This window comes from Pseudomonas graminis (genome assembly GCF_001705435.1).
Taxonomy (GTDB): domain Bacteria; phylum Pseudomonadota; class Gammaproteobacteria; order Pseudomonadales; family Pseudomonadaceae; genus Aquipseudomonas; species Aquipseudomonas graminis_B.
The window spans coordinates 20,451-37,056 of the sequence record NZ_MDEN01000068.1 but is presented as its reverse complement, the minus strand read 5'-3'; the positions used below and the strand labels follow the sequence as shown (position 1 = coordinate 37,056).

Genomic DNA, 16,606 nt, shown 5'->3' with positions numbered 1-16,606 from the left:
TCAGACGCCCCTCGCGACAAGCTCGTCGACCATGTTGGCGAGCGTACGATTCAGGAACCACCAGAGGACTACCAGCGCGAGTCCCGCGATTGCCAGGTGCAGGAGTGGAGAACGTAGCCACCAGGGGAATGTGCGGACAGGCTCTCTGGCGTCAATCCAGGTCGGCCGCACCGGGAACAGTTGCGGCCCTGCCAGTGCGTCCAGCTGGTTTTTCAGAACCATGCGCTCTTCGTCATCCAGCGATCGATAACCGCCCAGAAATCCCAGCATCATCACCCGCTGGAATAGGGTCACGACGTGCATGTCCGGCGCAGGCTCGCGCAGCACTTCCCGCATTTGCTCATGCAGGATTTCACCCGCTCGATGGTGCCCGCATAAGCGGGCCTGCAACGATTCGTTGATCCATATCTGTCGGACGCCGTCCCCGACGTTGGTCAACACGGCTTCATCAAGCAGCGCGCATTGCGCATGGATGATCAAGTCCATACTGCGCTGGCTCATGCCTGCTTCCTGCAATGCGCTGCGCGCGCCTTCAACTTGGGCAATACACGTCTCGCGCAATGTTTTGCTGTCGGTCATGGTGCGACCGTGACGCAGTTCAACCGCCAGCAAATAGGTATCCTGGAAGATAAGGTCTACATTAATCGGCACAATACCGGAGGGCTCATGACTTATTGAATTCATAGGTAACACCGAGAGCATTTTCAGGATTGAATGATTAATCGATCACTCAGGCGATAACGTGACCCCGGCCCACATCAATGAAGTTCGCGCAGGGAATAAAGAATATTGCGTCTACGGATTTTCCGTCCGTTTGGACACTGGATATTTTGATGGCGAAAATTGGCGTGTGCGAGCATGGACAACGCGGCCCCGGCAGCCTGCCCTTCGGCCCCACAGCCTTGGGCCCGCAGCTACGTCGCCCAGATCCCACCCGACGTTGAGGAGCAAGGCTAATGACTGAAAAATTAAAATGCTACCCACCTTTTCACATCAAGAAACCTCTTACAAATATCAGGAGCGATCCTACGGAAAGTTCTGATACGTTAAGTGAAAAGGATCTGAAGCCAGAATTTAAAGTCAGTTAAAGCCAGCACTGTGAACGCCAACACCAACAGCGAGGATTTATAGCCATCGGTGGGCTGCCCGAATATACATTCTGTTTAATCGAACGCTGACCCATCATTTAAATTTTACATGCAGGTCCTTTAGCCGATTCAGCCGGAAACACCTGAGTATTAAATCGTGAGGGCCGAAGTATGAAGACTGGAAATGGCAAAGCGATCGGCGGCTAACCGCGCTCACAAGGCGAGCAGCCTTATAAAGGCCGGCATAGGGTGCCCGACGGAGCCGACATGATGGCGAACCCGATTTCGCAGACGCCGTTGCAGTGCCTGCATGAACGGGTTCGCCAGCAGCAGGCCTACAGATAGGTGGAGGTCCTCGCTACTGGTGTGTCACCCAGAACACCACCGCCCCCACCACCAGCACGACAATGAACAGAATGGCCCATGCATCCACATGGCTCTCGGATTTGGCAACTTTCGGGTGATTTCGCATTGCATCGCCTTTTGTCTGTTTTATGGGTGATCGCAAAACTCGCGGACCAGCGACAGGGGTCGTCGGCCATTGCCAGAGTAAAGTCGAGCCATGCCCTTATCACAAGTGAGGTTATGCCGGACCGACGTACTGCTTAGCACTTTTGGTTCTGTGCATATACTCAAACATCACTTTTGCGCATATCTGCAAACTGGTAACCTCCCCCGGCTCCGCAAGGAGTGCGCGGCCGTGCGCGCAGATTTGTTCGGTAGCCTGAAAGCAGACGACAACGCATCGCCTTTCCGGCTGGCCCAGCAGCAGTGAACCGCCTGAGAACAGGACCACCATGTACGTATACGACGAGTACGATCAGCGGATCGTCGAGGACCGCGTCAAGCAGTTCCGCGACCAGACCCGCCGCTATCTGGCCGGCGAGCTCAGCGAAGAAGAGTTCCGCCCGCTTCGCCTGCAAAACGGCCTCTACATCCAACGCTTCGCCCCGATGCTGCGCGTCGCTGTGCCTTACGGCCAGCTGACCTCGCGCCAGGCCCGCATGCTGGCGAAGATCGCCCGTGATTACGACAAGGGCTACGCGCACATCAGTACCCGCCAGAACGTGCAGTTCAACTGGCCGGCACTCGAAGACATCCCCGACATTCTCGCCGAACTGGCCACCGTGCAGATGCACGCGATCCAGACCAGCGGCAACTGCCTGCGCAACGTCACCACGGACCAGTTTGCCGGCGTCTCTGCCGACGAGCTGGTGGACCCGCGCCCCTGGTGTGAAATCGTCCGTCAGTGGACGACGTTCCACCCGGAATTCGCCTACCTGCCGCGCAAGTTCAAGATTGCGATCAACGGCTCGGCCTCCGACCGCGCTGCTATCGAGGTCCACGACATCGGCCTGGAGCCGCTCAAGAATGCTGCCGGCGAGCTGGGCTTCCGCGTGCTGGTCGGCGGTGGCCTTGGCCGTACGCCGGTGGTGGGTGCGTTCATCAACGAGTTCCTGCCGTGGCAGGACCTGTTGAGCTACCTCGACGCCATCCTGCGCGTGTACAACCGCTACGGCCGTCGCGACAACAAGTACAAGGCGCGCATCAAGATTCTGGTCAAGGCGCTGACCCCTGAAGTGTTCGCCGAGAAGGTCGAGGCCGAAATGGCTCACCTGCGCGGCGGCCAGACCACGCTGACCGAGGCCGAGGTGCATCGCGTTGCCAAACACTTCGTCGATCCGGACTACAAGGCACTGACCGATTACAGCGCCGAACTGGCTCAGCTGGATCAACAGCACCCCGGTTTCGCACGCTGGCGCTCGCGCAACGTCCTGGCCCACAAAAAGCCGGGCTACGCGGCCGTGACCCTGTCGCTGAAACCGACCGGCGTGGCGCCGGGCGATCTCACCGACAAGCAACTGGACGGCATCGCCGACCTTGCCGACCGCTACAGCTTCGGTGAACTGCGCACGTCCCACGAGCAGAACGTGATTCTGGCCGACGTCGAGCAGAGCCAGCTGTTCGCGATGTGGGGCGAACTGCGCGAGCAAGGCTTCGCAACGCCGAACATTGGCCTGCTGACGGACATCATCTGCTGCCCGGGCGGCGATTTCTGCTCCCTGGCCAACGCCAAGTCGATCCCGATTGCCGAATCGATCCAGCGTCGTTTTGACGATCTCGATTACCTGTTCGACATCGGCGAGCTGGACCTGAACATTTCAGGCTGCATGAACGCCTGCGGCCACCACCACGTGGGCCACATCGGCATTCTCGGCGTGGACAAGAAAGGCGAAGAGTTCTACCAGGTGTCCCTGGGCGGCAGCGCCAGCCGCGACGCCAGCCTGGGCAAGATCCTTGGCCCATCGTTCGCTCAGGACGTCATGCCGGATGTGATCGAGAAGCTGATCGACGTCTACGTTGAGAAACGCAACGAAGACGAGCGCTTCATCGACACCTACCAGCGTATTGGCATCGACCCTTTCAAGGAGCGCGTCTATGCAGCGAATCATTAAGAACAACGAGGTCATCGACGAGACCTGGCACCTGCTGCCCAAGGACACAACCTTCGACAGCCTGTCCAACTGCGACGACCTGATCGTGCCGCTGACCCTGTGGCGCGAGCATGCCCATGCGCTGAAAGCCCGCGACGGCGGCCTGGGTGTCTGGCTGGACAGCGACGAGGAAGCCGAAGAAATCGGCGACGACGCGGACCAGTTTCAGGTCATTGCCCTGAACTTCCCGGCGTTCACCGACGGCCGCAGCTACTCCAATGCGCGCTTGCTGCGTGACCGCTACGGTTACAAGGGCGAGCTGCGGGCGATTGGCGATGTGTTGCGCGATCAGCTGTTCTACCTGCACCGCTGCGGGTTCGATGCGTTCGCCATTCGTGCCGACAAGGATCCGTACGAGGCGCTGGAAGGTCTGAAGGACTTTTCCGTGACCTATCAGGCTGCCACCGACGAGCCGCTGCCGCTGTTTCGGCGGCGTTGAGTCGCTGCTGCTGATTCCGCGTTTAAACACGCTTGATAAGAAGCCCCGGTTTCGCGAGAAGCCGGGGCTTTTTAATTCAGCTGAATCAAGGTGCAAGCGCCGTCAATCTTGCGGTGTAGGGTCCGACGCCTTCCCGGCTAAAGCCGGTCCTACATTCGTGTTCACTGTAAATCTCAATAGCTGCACGGCTGCATTTAGTGGGACCGGCTTCAGCCGGGAAGAGGTCAGTGTGAGCGCTATCAATGTCGCGCCTGTTCGGGCCCCTTCCCGGCTAAAGCCGGTCCTACAATGGGTTCATGCAGCCTTCACGCGATGCGCTCAAGGGATCAGTCACCAGAACCGCTGCTGCGTCAGCTTGCCCCACCACCCTGTCACCAGGTGGTCAACCGACGTGCTCGCGGCGATGCCAACCCGCTGTTGCAGGCTCTTGCGTTCGGCGTAGTGCAGGTGGAACACCTCGGCGGTCTTGGCTTTCTCCGACAGGTATTCATCGCTGGTCTTCAGCTCATCCACCAGCAGTTTGTCCTTGGCGGCAATGCCCAGCCAGATCTCGCCGGTGGCGACTTCGTCGATCTGCAACTGCGGGCGGTAGCTGGCGACAAAGTTCTTGAACAGCTCGTGGGTGATGTCCAGATCTTCCTGGAATTTCTCACGGCCCTTCTCGGTGTTTTCGCCAAACACCGTCAGCGTGCGCTTGTACTCGCCGGCGGTCAGCACTTCGAAATCGATGTCATGCTTTTTCAGCAGACGATTGACGTTGGGCAGTTGAGCCACCACGCCGATCGACCCGAGGATTGCGAACGGTGCACTGATAATACGGGTACCGATGCACGCCATCATGTAGCCGCCGCTGGCCGCGACCTTGTCAATGCAGACGGTCAGCGGAATGCCCGCCTGACGAATCCGCGCCAGCTGCGACGACGCCAGACCGTAGCTGTGGACCATGCCGCCGCCGCTCTCCAGGCGCAGCACCACTTCATCCTTGGGGGTGGCGAGGGCCAGCAGCGCGGTGATCTCGTTGCGCATGTTCTCGGTGGCCGAAGCCTTGATGTCACCGTCAAAGTCGAGCACGTAGACCCGCGACTTGACCTCGGTGGACTTCTTGTCCTTCTTCAGCTCCTTGGCCTGGGACTTGCGCAGCGCCTTGAGCCGCGCCTTGTCCAGCAGCGAACCTTCGAGGCGATCACGCAGCCCTTTGTAGAAGTCATTGAGTTTGGTGACGTGCAACTGACCGCCTGCGCCACGGCGCCCGCGACCGCGCATCGACGCGATGACCACCAGCACCACAATGATCGCGATCACGATGGTGACGGTCTTTGCCAGGAAGCTGGCGTAATCGAAAATGAACTCCACAGAAACTCCTTACCGGTACAGCAGACCCTCGGCAGAGGATCGCGAATGGGGCCAAGCATACCGGCGCGCCGGTGGCCGAGCCAGTGACGCGACGGCGAATACGGGACAGATCGGCCAATTCAAACGAGCGTATGTTTTTTCATTGACAGACCGCGGGCCGTCCTCATAACCTCCCAGCACTTTCAACGTGCCAGGGTGAAGCGGTCGTGGGCAGCATCTATCTCATACGACATGGCCAGGCCTCGTTTGGTGCGGACGATTACGACGTCCTGTCGCCTACCGGTTTTCGTCAATCGGAAATCCTCGGCGCACACCTCGCCCAGCTGGGTCTGAACTTCGACCGCTGCATCAGTGGCGCCTTGTTCCGCCAGCGCCACACGGCCGAAACGGTGATCGCCCAGCTCAACGCCGCCGGCCTTGTCACCCCCGAACTTGAAACCGACATCGCCTTCAACGAATTCAACGCAGAAGGCGTGATCCGCGCGCTGCTCCCGGCGATGCTGGATGAAGAACCGGACGCCTTCGAGATCATGCGCGACGCGGCCAACAACCGCGCCGAGTTCCAGCGCCTGTTCGCCGCGATCATTCGCCGCTGGCTGGTGGGCGATCACGACGCCGCCGCCCTGCAGAGCTGGCAGGCCTTCGTCGAGCAGGTCGAAGCCGGCCTGAGCAGCATCCTCGACAGCGCCGGGCCGAGCGACCGCATCGCCGTGTTCACCTCCGGTGGCACCATCACCGCCCTGCTTCACCTGATCACACAGATGCCGGCCACCCAGGCTTTTGAACTGAACTGGCACATCGTCAACACCTCGCTCAATCACGTGAAGTTCCGTGAGCGCGAGGTGTCCCTGGCTTCCTTCAACAGTTACGCGCACTTGCAACTGATGAAGGCGCCGGAGCTCATCACCTATCGATGAGCCCGGCCAATCGCACTCGCAAAGTGCTCATCACCACTCATATAAAAGGATCACACCATGAGCTCCGTAGAAAACGCCGTCCACGCCATGAAAGCCAAGTTCAACCCAGCCGCTGCTGCGGGCCTGGACCTGGTGTTCGGTTTCCGCATCGACGAAACCAAGAACTTCTCCCTGATCGTCAAGGACGGCACCTGCGAATTGCAGGAAGGCGAGAACCCGGACGCGCAGGTCACCCTGGTGATGGACGGCGAAACCCTGGAAGGCATCGTCAGCGGCGAGACCGACGGCATGCAGGCGTTCATGGGCGGCAAACTGCGCGCTGAAGGCGACATGATGCTGGCGATGAAACTGAGCGAGCTGTTTCCTTCCTGAGGACGCACCGCCGTTGCGAAAGAACCGAAGCTGCCCGGCTTCGGTTTTTTTTCGTCCGGGCGACGTGCAAGACAGCGCCTCCCGCCTGTGAATCAGGGCGGCTGATTGCGGCGTAACACCCGCGCCAATAGCCCTTGTTCGCGGTCGCCGGTGCGCATTAGATTAGCCAATGATCCTGGCCCACCAAAATAATCTGCAGGGATACGCATGGCGCTCACCGACCAGTCCACCCCGGTTCGATCCGGCGAAGAGCTCGACGCTGCATTGATCGACCCGTACCTGAAAGCCCACGTCCCCGGCCTGAGCGGTAGCGTGCAGATCAGCCAGTTTCCCGGTGGCGCGTCGAACCTGACGTACCTGCTGAAGTACCCCGAGCAGGAATTGGTTCTGCGCCGCCCGCCGTTCGGTCACAAGGCGAAAAGCGCCCACGACATGGGCCGCGAATTCCGCATCCTCAATCAACTGCGCGACGCATTCCCCTATTGCCCCAAGGCGTTCCTGCATTGCACTGACGACAGCGTGATCGGTGCCAAGTTTTACGTGATGGAGCGGGTCAAGGGCATCATTCTGCGCGCGGAGTTGCCCGCCGAGCTGAACCTCGATGCCGCGCAGACCGAAACCCTGTGCAAGAGCTTCATCGATCGGCTGGTGGAACTGCATCAGGTGGATTACAACGCCTGTGGCCTCGGCGATCTGGGCAAGCCCCAGGGTTACATTGAGCGGCAGATTCGCGGCTGGACCGAGCGTTACGAGAAAGCGCGCACAGCCGATGCCCCAAGCTGGGAAAAGGTCGCGCGCTGGCTGGACGAAAAGCAGCCGGCGGACCACCCCGTCTCCAGCCTGGTGCACAACGACTACCGCTTCGACAACGTGATCCTCGGCCCCGACAACCCGATGCAAATCATCGGTGTGCTGGACTGGGAGCTGACCACGCTGGGTGATCCGCTGATGGACCTGGGCAACAGTCTGGCGTACTGGATTCAGGCGGACGACCCCGCGCCGGTGCAACTGATGCGGCGCCAGCCCAGCCATGCGCCGGGCATGCTCACCCGTGAGCAGTTCGTGGCGTACTACGCCGAGCGCTCGGGCATTGCCATCGACAATTTCGATTTTTACTACACCTACGGTCTGTTCCGTCTGGCGGGCATCGTCCAGCAAATCTACTACCGCTTCTTCCACGGCCAGACCCAGGACAAGCGCTTCGCTCAGTTCATTCACATGAACGCCCTGCTGGAGCGCATGGCCCTGCAAGTGATTGAGCGCTCCAGCCTCTGATTGCGACACGACAAGGAAAACAACATGTCCAAGACCCAACTGTTCGACCTCGATGGCAAGATCGCTTTCGTCTCGGGGGCCAGCCGTGGCATCGGCGAAGCGATCGCCAAACTGCTGGCCCAGCAAGGCGCCCATGTCATCGTCTCCAGCCGCAGGATCGACGGCTGCCAGCAGGTCGCGGACGCGATCATTGCCGAGGGCGGCCAGGCCACTGCCATCGCCTGCCACATCGGTGAAATGGAACAGATCACGGCCGTGTTCGCGCAGATCCGCGAGCAGTTTGGCCGCCTGGACATTCTGGTGAACAACGCGGCGACCAACCCGCAGTTCTGCAACGTGCTGGACACCGACCTCGGTGCGTTCCAGAAGACCGTCGACGTGAACATCCGCGGCTACTTTTTCATGTCCGTGGAGGCCGGCAAGCTGATGCGCGAACACGGCGGCGGCAGCATCATCAACGTGGCGTCGATCAACGGCGTCTCGCCGGGGGTGTATCAGGGCATCTACTCGGTGACCAAAGCGGCGGTGATCAACATGACCAAAGTCTTCGCCAAGGAATGCGCGCAGTTCGGCATCCGCTGCAACGCCCTGCTGCCGGGCCTGACCGACACCAAGTTCGCCTCGGCGCTGGTGAGCAACGAGAAGATCCTCAACACCGCGTTGGCGCAGATTCCCCTCAAGCGGGTGGCGGCGCCGAGCGAGATGGCGGGGACGGTGCTGTACCTGGCGAGCGACGCGTCGAGCTACACGACGGGCGTGGCGTTGAATGTGGACGGCGGGTTTCTGTCCTGAGTCGTGGAGGCAGACCTACGCCGCTGAGGTGAAACTGAGGTGTTCCTGATGGAATAAAGATTCCATCGGGCGCCCCCAACCGCCTACATTTTCCGCACAACAACACGTCTTAAAGGACACGCTGTCATGCGCGGGAATTCTCTTCCAGAACTGGGCGTCGGCCTGATCGGCACGGGCTTCATGGGTCGGGCTCACGCCCTGGCGTTTCACAATGCACGCACTACGTTCGATCTGCCCTTCAACCTCACCCTTGTCGCGCTGGCCGATGCCGATGCTGCGCGTGCGCAACAGTGCGCAGCCAGTTGGGGGTTCCAGCGCAGCCATGACGACTGGCAACAGCTGATCAGCGATCCAGCGGTCAATCTGGTAGCGATCGCCACGCCAAACCAGCTGCATTTCCCCATGGCCATGGCGGCCCTTGAAGCGGGCAAGGCAGTGTATTGCGAGAAGCCGCTGGCGGTGAGTCTGGCGCAGGCGCGGGAGATGCAGGCGGCAGCGCGCAAGGCCGGCGTGGTGACAAGGGTCGGTTACAACTACCAGCACAACCCGATCATCGGGTTGGCAAAGCAGATGATCGAGCGTGGCGAGCTGGGCCGGATCGTCAGTTTTCAGGGGGAATTCAGCGAGGACTTCATGGGCGATGGGCTGTCGCCGTGGTCGTGGCGCTGCGAAGAGGCCCATGCCGGCGGAGCCCTGGCGGACCTCGGCAGCCATTTGCTGGCAATGGCGCGGTACCTGCTCGGCGATGTCGACGCGGTGTGCGCAGACTCGCAAACCGTGTATCCGCAACGCCCGGCCACGCGCGGCAGCGAAGAGCAACGAGCGATCAGTATCGATGACCAGACTTACGCGCTGCTGCGCTTCGCCAACGGCGCGCGGGGTACATTCGGCAGCAGTTGGCTGAAGCACGGCTACAAGAATCACCTGAGCTTCGAGATCGGTGGCACCGAAGGGACATTGTCGTTTGATCAGGAACGCTTGAACGAGCTGCGGCTGTACCGGGTCGGCGCGCCGGGACGCGACGGGTTTCAGCGGATTCTGGCGGGTCCTGCGCAACCCGGGTACGCGTCTTTCTGCCCGGCGCCAGGGCATCAGTTGGGGTACAACGAACTGAAGACACTGGAAGTGCACGACCTCATCCAGGCGCTGGGTGGACAAGGTTCGAGCGGGACGGATTTTGCCGAAGCGATGGAGGTCGAGCGCCTGGCTACAGCGATTCGCATCGCGGCGAAGGAGATGCGCTGGGTGAGTGTGTCGGATATTTGAGTCAGGTCAGACCGAAAGCCAAGGGTGTCCCCACCGGCCCTCTTCCCGGCTGAAGCCGGTCCCACAATACGAGCGCGTCCCACCTGACACACCGCGTGCGGTATTAGTAGGACCGGCTTTAGCCGCGAAGGCGTCGGGCGCCACACCGCGAGATTGAGAGCGTTCAAACCGGCCCCTTCCCGGCTGAAGCCGGTCCTACTACACCGCGCGCCTTGCAGGTAGAATGCTGCGCTTCCGGGCAGCCATTCTGCCCATCTGCCCGATAAGCGCCTTCCCATGCCGTTCGAACTCACCGTTGAACCCATTACCCTTCTGGTGCTGGCTGTCGTTGCCTTTGCCGCCGGTTTCATCGACGCCATCGCAGGCGGCGGCGGGCTGTTGACCACGCCCGCCCTGCTCACTGCCGGCCTGCCGCCGCATCTGGTGCTGGGCACCAACAAGCTCAGCTCGACCTTTGGCTCGGCCACCGCCAGCTACACCTTTTACCGGCGCAAGCTGTTCAATCCGGGGCAGTGGAAACGCGCCCTGATCGGCACGGCGGTGGGTGCGCTGATCGGTGCCGTAGTCGCGCATTATCTGCCGGCCGAACTGCTGAACCAGATGCTCCCGGTGATCGTGTTCGGCTGCGGTCTGTACCTGCTGTTCGGCGGCACGCCCAAGGCGCCGCTGGACAGCAATGCGCCGATCAAGACCAAATGGCAGCTGCCCCAAGGCCTCGGGCTGGGCTTTTACGACGGCGTGGCCGGGCCCGGCACCGGGGCGTTCTGGACGGTCAGCACGCTGTTGATGTACCCGGTCGATCTGGTGAAAGCCAGCGGCGTCGCGCGCAGCATGAACTTCGTCAGCAACGCCGCCGCGCTGATGATCTTCGCCATCAACGGCTCGGTGGACTGGGTCATTGGTCTGTCGATGGGCCTGGCGCTGATGGTCGGCGCCTTTCTCGGCGCCAGAACCGCGATCAAGGGCGGCGCGAAGTTCATCCGCCCTGTCTTCATTACCGTGGTGCTGGGCTTAACCGTCCGCCTGGCCTGGCAGCACTGGTTCAACTGAGCCCGAGCGCTGGGCCAGATACAGATCGATCAGGTAGCGCGCAATCGAGCGACTGGCCGGCAACGGCGGCAGGTCATGGATGCTGAACCACTGGGCGTCTTCGATTTCGTCTGCCTGGGGCACGATCTCGCCGCTGTCGTATTCGGCGTGGAAGCCGAGCATCATCGAGTGCGGGAACGGCCAGCACTGGCTGCCCTTGTACTGGATATTCTTGACGGTGACCCGGACCTCTTCCATCACCTCGCGCCGTACACAGTCCTCTGCAGACTCGCCCGGTTCGGCGAACCCGGCCAGGGTGCTGTAGACCCCCGACACAAAACGCGGCGAGCGCGCCAGCAGCACTTCATCGCCGCGGGTGATCAGCACGATCATGCTCGGCGAAATCCTCGGATACGCGCGCAGATCGCAGTGCGGGCAATACATCGCCCGCTCCCCCGGCACTTGCTGCGCCGCCTGACCGCAACGCCCACAAAAACGATGTTCACGGGCCCAGGTGCTGATCTGCGCCGCGTAGCCAAGCATCTGGAACACATCGGCGTCGTCGGCGAGCATGAACTGACGGAGGGTCTGCCACTGCGAACCCTCAGCCTCCAACGCCAGATCCGACCCCGGCGAATGTTGAAGGGTCTGCACGTACACCGGCTCGCCGTCAAAATGGCCAATGCCATGCTCGTGCAGTAACGGGAGCGCCTGGCGCTTCAGCCATTCGCGGGGGAACAGCACGCCGTTGCTGTCTTTCAAAAAGCCCTGGTCACTCTGAACCACGGCCCAGCCGCCGGGTGCCTGAACATCAAGCACGGCGGTAGTCCAACGCTTCGGGGGCGTCATGCCTCAACTCCTCTGAGCACCGACGGGCCCGTCTGCAACTCGGTAGAAAGACTCACAGGCAGCCGTCGGTGATGCATTCAAATAGGTCAGTCAATTGTCGAAGACCGGCTTCTGTTTGCTCAAGTGAGCGACCATCGCCAGCTTCAGGTCGGCCGATTGCAACATGGCAGCGTTCCAGGTGGCAACGTATTCGAGACCGTCGTCCACGCTGTGATCGCGCATGTAGCCGATCATGCGCTTGCTGCCGCTGATGGCGATGGGTGATTTGCCGGCGATGTCCCGGGCGATGGCGAACACGCCTTCGAACAACTGCGGCAGGTCAGTGAATGTGCGATTGACCAAGCCAATGCGCAGGGCTTCTTCGGCGCCGACGTTACGGCCGGTGTAGGCCATTTCGCGCATCATGCCCTCGCCGATCAGGCGCGGCAGTCGCTGCAGGGTGCCGACGTCCGCCGCCATGCCCATGTCGATTTCGCGAATGGAAAACAGCGCATCGTCCGCGGCATAACGCATGTCACAGGCGCTGATCAGATCGATGGCGCCGCCGATGCAATAGCCCTGAATGGCGGCGAGCACCGGCTTGCTGCATCGATCAACCACGCTGAAGGATTCCTGCATCTGCAGGATCTTGCGCCGCAGCAGGCGGGCGTTGCGGCCCACGTCCTTGCCCAGCTCGCTGGCCACCGAGGCGAGCAGCGTCAAGTCGATGCCCGAAGAAAAGTGTTTGCCAGCGCCACTGAGCACCACCACGCGGACGTCGTCGGTGTCCTCGACCCAACGGAAAATCTCGATGATTTCCTGCCAGAACGCAGCGTTCATCGCGTTGATTTTTTCCGGACGATTGATCTGGAAGTGGGCAATGTGGTCGGCCAGTTCGACCTTGAACGCACTGTAGTCAGACACGGCTTTAGATCCTTTTAGGGCAGACGGGGTTTATTCCATGACGCCGGATCATAGCAAGTCGGTCGGTGCGCCCGCAGGCCACGGTTGCGCCATTTGCCGGACAGCGAACCCGTTGCGTTCCGGGGATGCCATCGGTCGGCCAGCAATAAACTGAACGGTCTCAGGCGGCAAAGGTCCAGAGTCATGGCTGCATGGAATCGGACCTTCCGAACATGTCTGCCGGGGGCGTTCGAACCTGTTTCGGCGCCCGACCTTTTCTCAGGTCGCAAGAGGGCGATTCTTGACTACATCAAAAGCGGCAACCGGTATCGTGGGCCTGGATGACATCCTTGCGGGTGGCCTTTCGCGCAGCCACGTGTTTCTCCTGGAAGGAGAGCCCGGCACCGGCAAGACCACCGTCGCGCTGCAGTTTCTGCTGGCAGGCTCGGCGGCGGGCGAGCGTGGTCTGTACATCACGCTGTCTGAAACCGAACGCGAATTGCGCGATGGCGCACGCTCCCATGGTTGGGAGCTGGACGAGAACATCTCGGTATTCGAGCTCACCCCCCCTGAAGATTTGTTGAATGCGGCCCATCAGCAGAGCTTGCTGTACTCCTCTGACCTTGAGCTGGGCGAGGCCACCAAGCAGATTTTCGAAATTGTCGAGCAGGTCAAACCTTCGCGGGTGATCATCGACAGCCTCTCGGAAATCCGCCTGCTGGCGCAGAGTTCACTGCGCTATCGCCGGCAGATCCTGGCGATCAAGCATTACTTCGCGCGCTACGACACCACCGTCGTACTGCTCGACGACCTCACCACTGAATCCCTGGACAAAACCGTGCACAGCGTGGCCCACGGCGTGATCCGACTCGAAGGTCAGACGCCTACCTACGGCGCCGAACGCCGACGCCTTCGGGTGGTGAAGTACCGCGGCCAGAAGTACCGCGGCGGCTATCACGACTTCAACATCATGGACGACGGCATTCAGGTGTTCCCGCGTCTGGTAGCGGCCGAGCACCGGGCTGGCTACGTCAGCCGCCAGCTGAGCAGCGGCATCAAGGAAGTCGACGCCCTGCTCGGTGGCGGTCTGGACAGCGGTTCGAGCACGGTGATCCTGGGGCCTGCGGGCACCGGCAAATCGCTGATCGCGTTGAAATTCGCCGCCGCTGCGGTGGAGCGCGGCGAGAAGGCCGCGCTGTTTATCTTCGATGAAGAACTTGGCCTGCTGTACACCCGGATGAGCAAACTCGGCATTGATCTTCACGCACTTGAAGAGACCGGCAACCTGCTCATCGAGCAAGTCGACGCCGCTGAATTGTCGCCGGGCGAATTTGCCCACCGCGTTCGCCGCTGCGTCGACGAAATGGGCATCCAGACCGTGGTGATCGACAGCCTCAACGGCTACCAGGCCGCGATGCCTGAGGAGAACGCGCTGGTCCTGCACGTCCATGAGTTGCTGCTCTACCTCAACCGTCACGGCGCCTCGACGTTCATGACCGTCGCCCAGCACGGCCTGGTCGGCGACATGCAGACGCCAGTGGACATTACCTATCTCGCCGATTCGGTGATCCTGCTGCGTTATTTCGAAGCACTGGGTCAGGTCCGTCGGGCCATTTCTGTCATCAAAAAACGCACAGGCACCCATGAGTCAACCATTCGTGAATACCGCATCAGTGCGTCCGGCATGACCATCGGCGAACCGCTGGAAGCCTTTCAGGGCGTGTTGAGGGGTATCCCGCAATACGTCGGTGATCGCAGCCCGCTGCTGCAGGACACCGACGCGTGAGCACTCCGGGACAGTTATCGGAGCGGGCCATTATCCTGGCCCCTCTCGGACGCGACAGCCAGATCGCGCTGACCATGCTGCAGGAAGCCGGCTATCCGGCGATCATCACCCACGACCTGACGCAGCTGTGCAGTGAGCTGATGTCCGGTGCCGGCCTGGCGATCATCGCCGATGAGGCGTTGCGCAGCGCGGACATCAACCCGCTGCTCAGCCTGCTGGCCAATCAACCGGCCTGGTCGGACTTCCCCATCGTGTTGCTGACCCACCACGGCGGCCCGAAACAGAACCCCTCGGCGCACCTGGGCAAGATGCTCGGCAACGTCACGTTCCTGGAGCGGCCGTTCCACCCTGCCACGCTGATCAGCCTGGTGAGCACCGCCGTCCGCGGGCGTCGACGACAATATGAAGCCCGTAGCCGCCTGGAAGAATTGCTGGAAAGCGAGCAGCGCCTGCAACATGCGTTGAAAGCCGGGCGACTGGGTTCTTGGCAGCTCGACACTGAATTCCTCGCGCTGGAATGCTCGGACATCACCAAAGCGCACTTTGGCTGGGACGAGCGCGACACGCTCTCCTATGAAGACTGGCTAAGCGCGGTGCACCCCGAAGATCAGCCGCGCATGCAGTCGGTGCTTCAGCACACCCTGGACAGCGGGGCCGATTTCATCATCGAGTTCCGCAACGTCTGGCCGGACGGCTCGGTCCACTGGATGGACATCAGGAGTCGGGCGATCCGCGCGCGCAATGGCCGCGTCAGCCTGCTGTCCGGGGTCACCTCGGACATCACCGAACGCAAGCTGGCCGAGCAGCAGCTGCGCCGGCTCAACGAAACCCTGGAGCAGCAGGTCGAGGAACGCACTTCACAGTTGCGCCACAACGAAGAAGTCCTGCGTCAGTCGCAGAAAATGGAAGCAGTGGGCCAGCTTACCGGCGGTATCGCCCACGACTTCAACAACATGCTCACCGGCATCATCGGCAGCCTCGAACTGCTTCGGCGCCGTCTGGCACGGGGGCGCACCGACGACCTTGATGGCCTGATCGACCTGGGTGTGACCTCGGCCAATCGCGCCGCCGCCCTGACCCACCGCTTGCTGGCGTTCTCGCGCCGTCAGTCGCTGGACCCCAAGCCGGTCCTGATGAATGACCTGGTCAACTCCATGGGTGAACTGCTGAATCGCAGCGTCAACGAGAGCATCCGCCTGGACATGTGCCTGGACCCGGAACTGTGGACCGCCGAGGCCGACCCGAACCAGCTTGAAAGCGCCCTGCTCAACCTGGTGCTCAACGCCCGCGACGCCATGCCCGAGGGCGGCATGCTGATGATCGAGACCTTCAACCGCCGCCTCGACCGCGACTTCACCAACGCTTACGAGAACCTGCTGCCAGGTGACTACGTGGTGCTCAGTGTGCGCGACACGGGCTGCGGGATGCCGGAGAACGTCATCAGCCGGGCCTTCGATCCGTTTTTCACCACCAAGCCGATCGGCCAGGGCACCGGCCTCGGCCTGTCGATGATCTACGGCTTCAGCAAGCAGTCTCACGGCCACGTGGCGATAGAGAGCCAAGTCGGCGACGGCACCACGGTGCAGCTGTTCCTGCCGCGTTATCAGGGCGCGGCGCAGCAAGAGGGCCCCGCCCTGCCCAACGACACACCGCAGGCCCGTGAGGGCGAGACCATTCTGCTGGTTGAGGACGATCCGGCCGTGCGCGCGCTGGTCAGCCAGGTGCTGAGCGAACTGGGTTATGCGTACGTCGAAGCCGGTGATGCGGTCGGCGCGATTCCGATTCTGGAATCGAGCCAGCGCATTGACCTGATGATCAGCGACGTCGGCCTGCCGGGCATGAATGGGCGGCAGTTGGCGGACATTGGCCGGCAGCTGCGCGCGGAGCTGAAAGTACTGTTCATCACCGGTTATGCGGAAAACGCCAGTGCCCGCTCGGGGTTCCTGGAAGAAGGCATGCAGATGATCACCAAGCCTTTTGCCTTTGACCAACTGACGGCCAAGGTGCGGGAAATGATCGAGGGCTGACGCGAGAGGGATTGACACAAAAGCCGGCGATTGCCG

At 61.4% G+C, this 16,606-nt stretch carries 14 protein-coding genes; 10 read left to right on the top strand and 4 right to left on the bottom strand.

What is annotated here, in order from left to right; all coding sequences use genetic code 11:
- Entirely contained in the window at positions 1-684 is a 684-nt protein-coding gene (tssL, locus tag BBI10_RS20265; protein ID WP_065991728.1) for a type VI secretion system protein TssL, short form, read from the bottom strand.
- A gap of 1,201 nt (positions 685-1,885) precedes the next feature.
- Between tssL and BBI10_RS20255 the strand changes: the two genes are divergently transcribed.
- Together BBI10_RS20255 and BBI10_RS20250 are read left to right on the top strand one after the other, a co-directional pair.
- A complete protein-coding gene (locus BBI10_RS20255) occupies positions 1,886-3,544 on the top strand; it encodes a nitrite/sulfite reductase (RefSeq protein WP_065991414.1) in 1,659 nt (552 codons plus the stop codon).
- A complete protein-coding gene (locus tag BBI10_RS20250; RefSeq protein ID WP_065991413.1) occupies positions 3,528-4,022 on the top strand; it encodes a DUF934 domain-containing protein in 495 nt (164 codons plus the stop codon). The genes BBI10_RS20255 and BBI10_RS20250 overlap by 17 nt, the downstream gene beginning before the upstream one ends.
- A gap of 330 nt (positions 4,023-4,352) precedes the next feature.
- Here BBI10_RS20250 and sohB read toward each other — a convergent pair whose 3' ends face one another.
- Positions 4,353-5,375 (bottom strand): protease SohB, encoded by a 1,023-nt coding sequence (gene sohB / locus BBI10_RS20245; RefSeq protein WP_065991412.1) that lies wholly within the window; start codon positions 5,373-5,375, stop codon positions 4,353-4,355.
- 206 nt (positions 5,376-5,581) lie between these two features.
- Between sohB and BBI10_RS20240 the strand changes: the two genes are divergently transcribed.
- The 6 genes from BBI10_RS20240 to BBI10_RS20215 all read left to right on the top strand — a co-directional run bounded on the left by BBI10_RS20240 (position 5,582) and on the right by BBI10_RS20215 (position 11,047).
- Positions 5,582-6,292 carry a histidine phosphatase family protein gene (locus tag BBI10_RS20240; protein ID WP_065991411.1) on the top strand — a complete coding sequence of 237 codons (711 nt, stop codon included), beginning with the start codon at positions 5,582-5,584 and terminating at the stop codon, positions 6,290-6,292.
- Between the two features lie 57 nt (positions 6,293-6,349).
- Positions 6,350-6,664 (top strand): SCP2 sterol-binding domain-containing protein, encoded by a 315-nt coding sequence (locus BBI10_RS20235; protein WP_065991410.1) that lies wholly within the window; start codon positions 6,350-6,352, stop codon positions 6,662-6,664.
- 207 nt (positions 6,665-6,871) lie between these two features.
- The gene (locus BBI10_RS20230; protein ID WP_065991409.1) at positions 6,872-7,939 is read left to right on the top strand and encodes a phosphotransferase family protein; all 1,068 of its coding nucleotides are present in this window, start codon (positions 6,872-6,874) and stop codon (positions 7,937-7,939) included.
- Positions 7,940-7,963: 24 nt separating this feature from the next.
- Positions 7,964-8,731 carry an SDR family oxidoreductase gene (locus tag BBI10_RS20225; protein WP_065991408.1) on the top strand — a complete coding sequence of 256 codons (768 nt, stop codon included), beginning with the start codon at positions 7,964-7,966 and terminating at the stop codon, positions 8,729-8,731.
- 126 nt (positions 8,732-8,857) lie between these two features.
- A complete protein-coding gene (locus tag BBI10_RS20220) occupies positions 8,858-9,997 on the top strand; it encodes a Gfo/Idh/MocA family protein (RefSeq protein ID WP_065991407.1) in 1,140 nt (379 codons plus the stop codon).
- 276 nt (positions 9,998-10,273) lie between these two features.
- The gene (locus tag BBI10_RS20215; protein WP_065991406.1) at positions 10,274-11,047 is read left to right on the top strand and encodes a TSUP family transporter; all 774 of its coding nucleotides are present in this window, start codon (positions 10,274-10,276) and stop codon (positions 11,045-11,047) included.
- On the opposite strand, the gene nudC is transcribed toward BBI10_RS20215, so the two are convergent.
- Positions 11,009-11,875, bottom strand: a complete 867-nt coding sequence (nudC, locus tag BBI10_RS20210; RefSeq protein WP_065991405.1) for an NAD(+) diphosphatase — start codon at positions 11,873-11,875, stop codon at positions 11,009-11,011. The two genes, BBI10_RS20215 and nudC, sit on opposite strands and share 39 nt — an antisense overlap.
- 90 nt (positions 11,876-11,965) lie before the next feature.
- Positions 11,966-12,778, bottom strand: coding sequence for a crotonase/enoyl-CoA hydratase family protein (locus tag BBI10_RS20205; RefSeq protein WP_065991404.1), 813 nt, complete (start codon positions 12,776-12,778; stop codon positions 11,966-11,968).
- A gap of 280 nt (positions 12,779-13,058) precedes the next feature.
- Between BBI10_RS20205 and BBI10_RS20200 the strand changes: the two genes are divergently transcribed.
- Together BBI10_RS20200 and BBI10_RS20195 are read left to right on the top strand one after the other, a co-directional pair.
- Positions 13,059-14,543 (top strand): ATPase domain-containing protein, encoded by a 1,485-nt coding sequence (locus tag BBI10_RS20200; protein WP_065991403.1) that lies wholly within the window; start codon positions 13,059-13,061, stop codon positions 14,541-14,543.
- Entirely contained in the window at positions 14,540-16,570 is a 2,031-nt protein-coding gene (locus tag BBI10_RS20195) for a response regulator (protein ID WP_065991402.1), read from the top strand. Before BBI10_RS20200 ends, BBI10_RS20195 begins: the two co-directional genes overlap by 4 nt.
- Positions 16,571-16,606 lie beyond the last annotated feature (36 nt).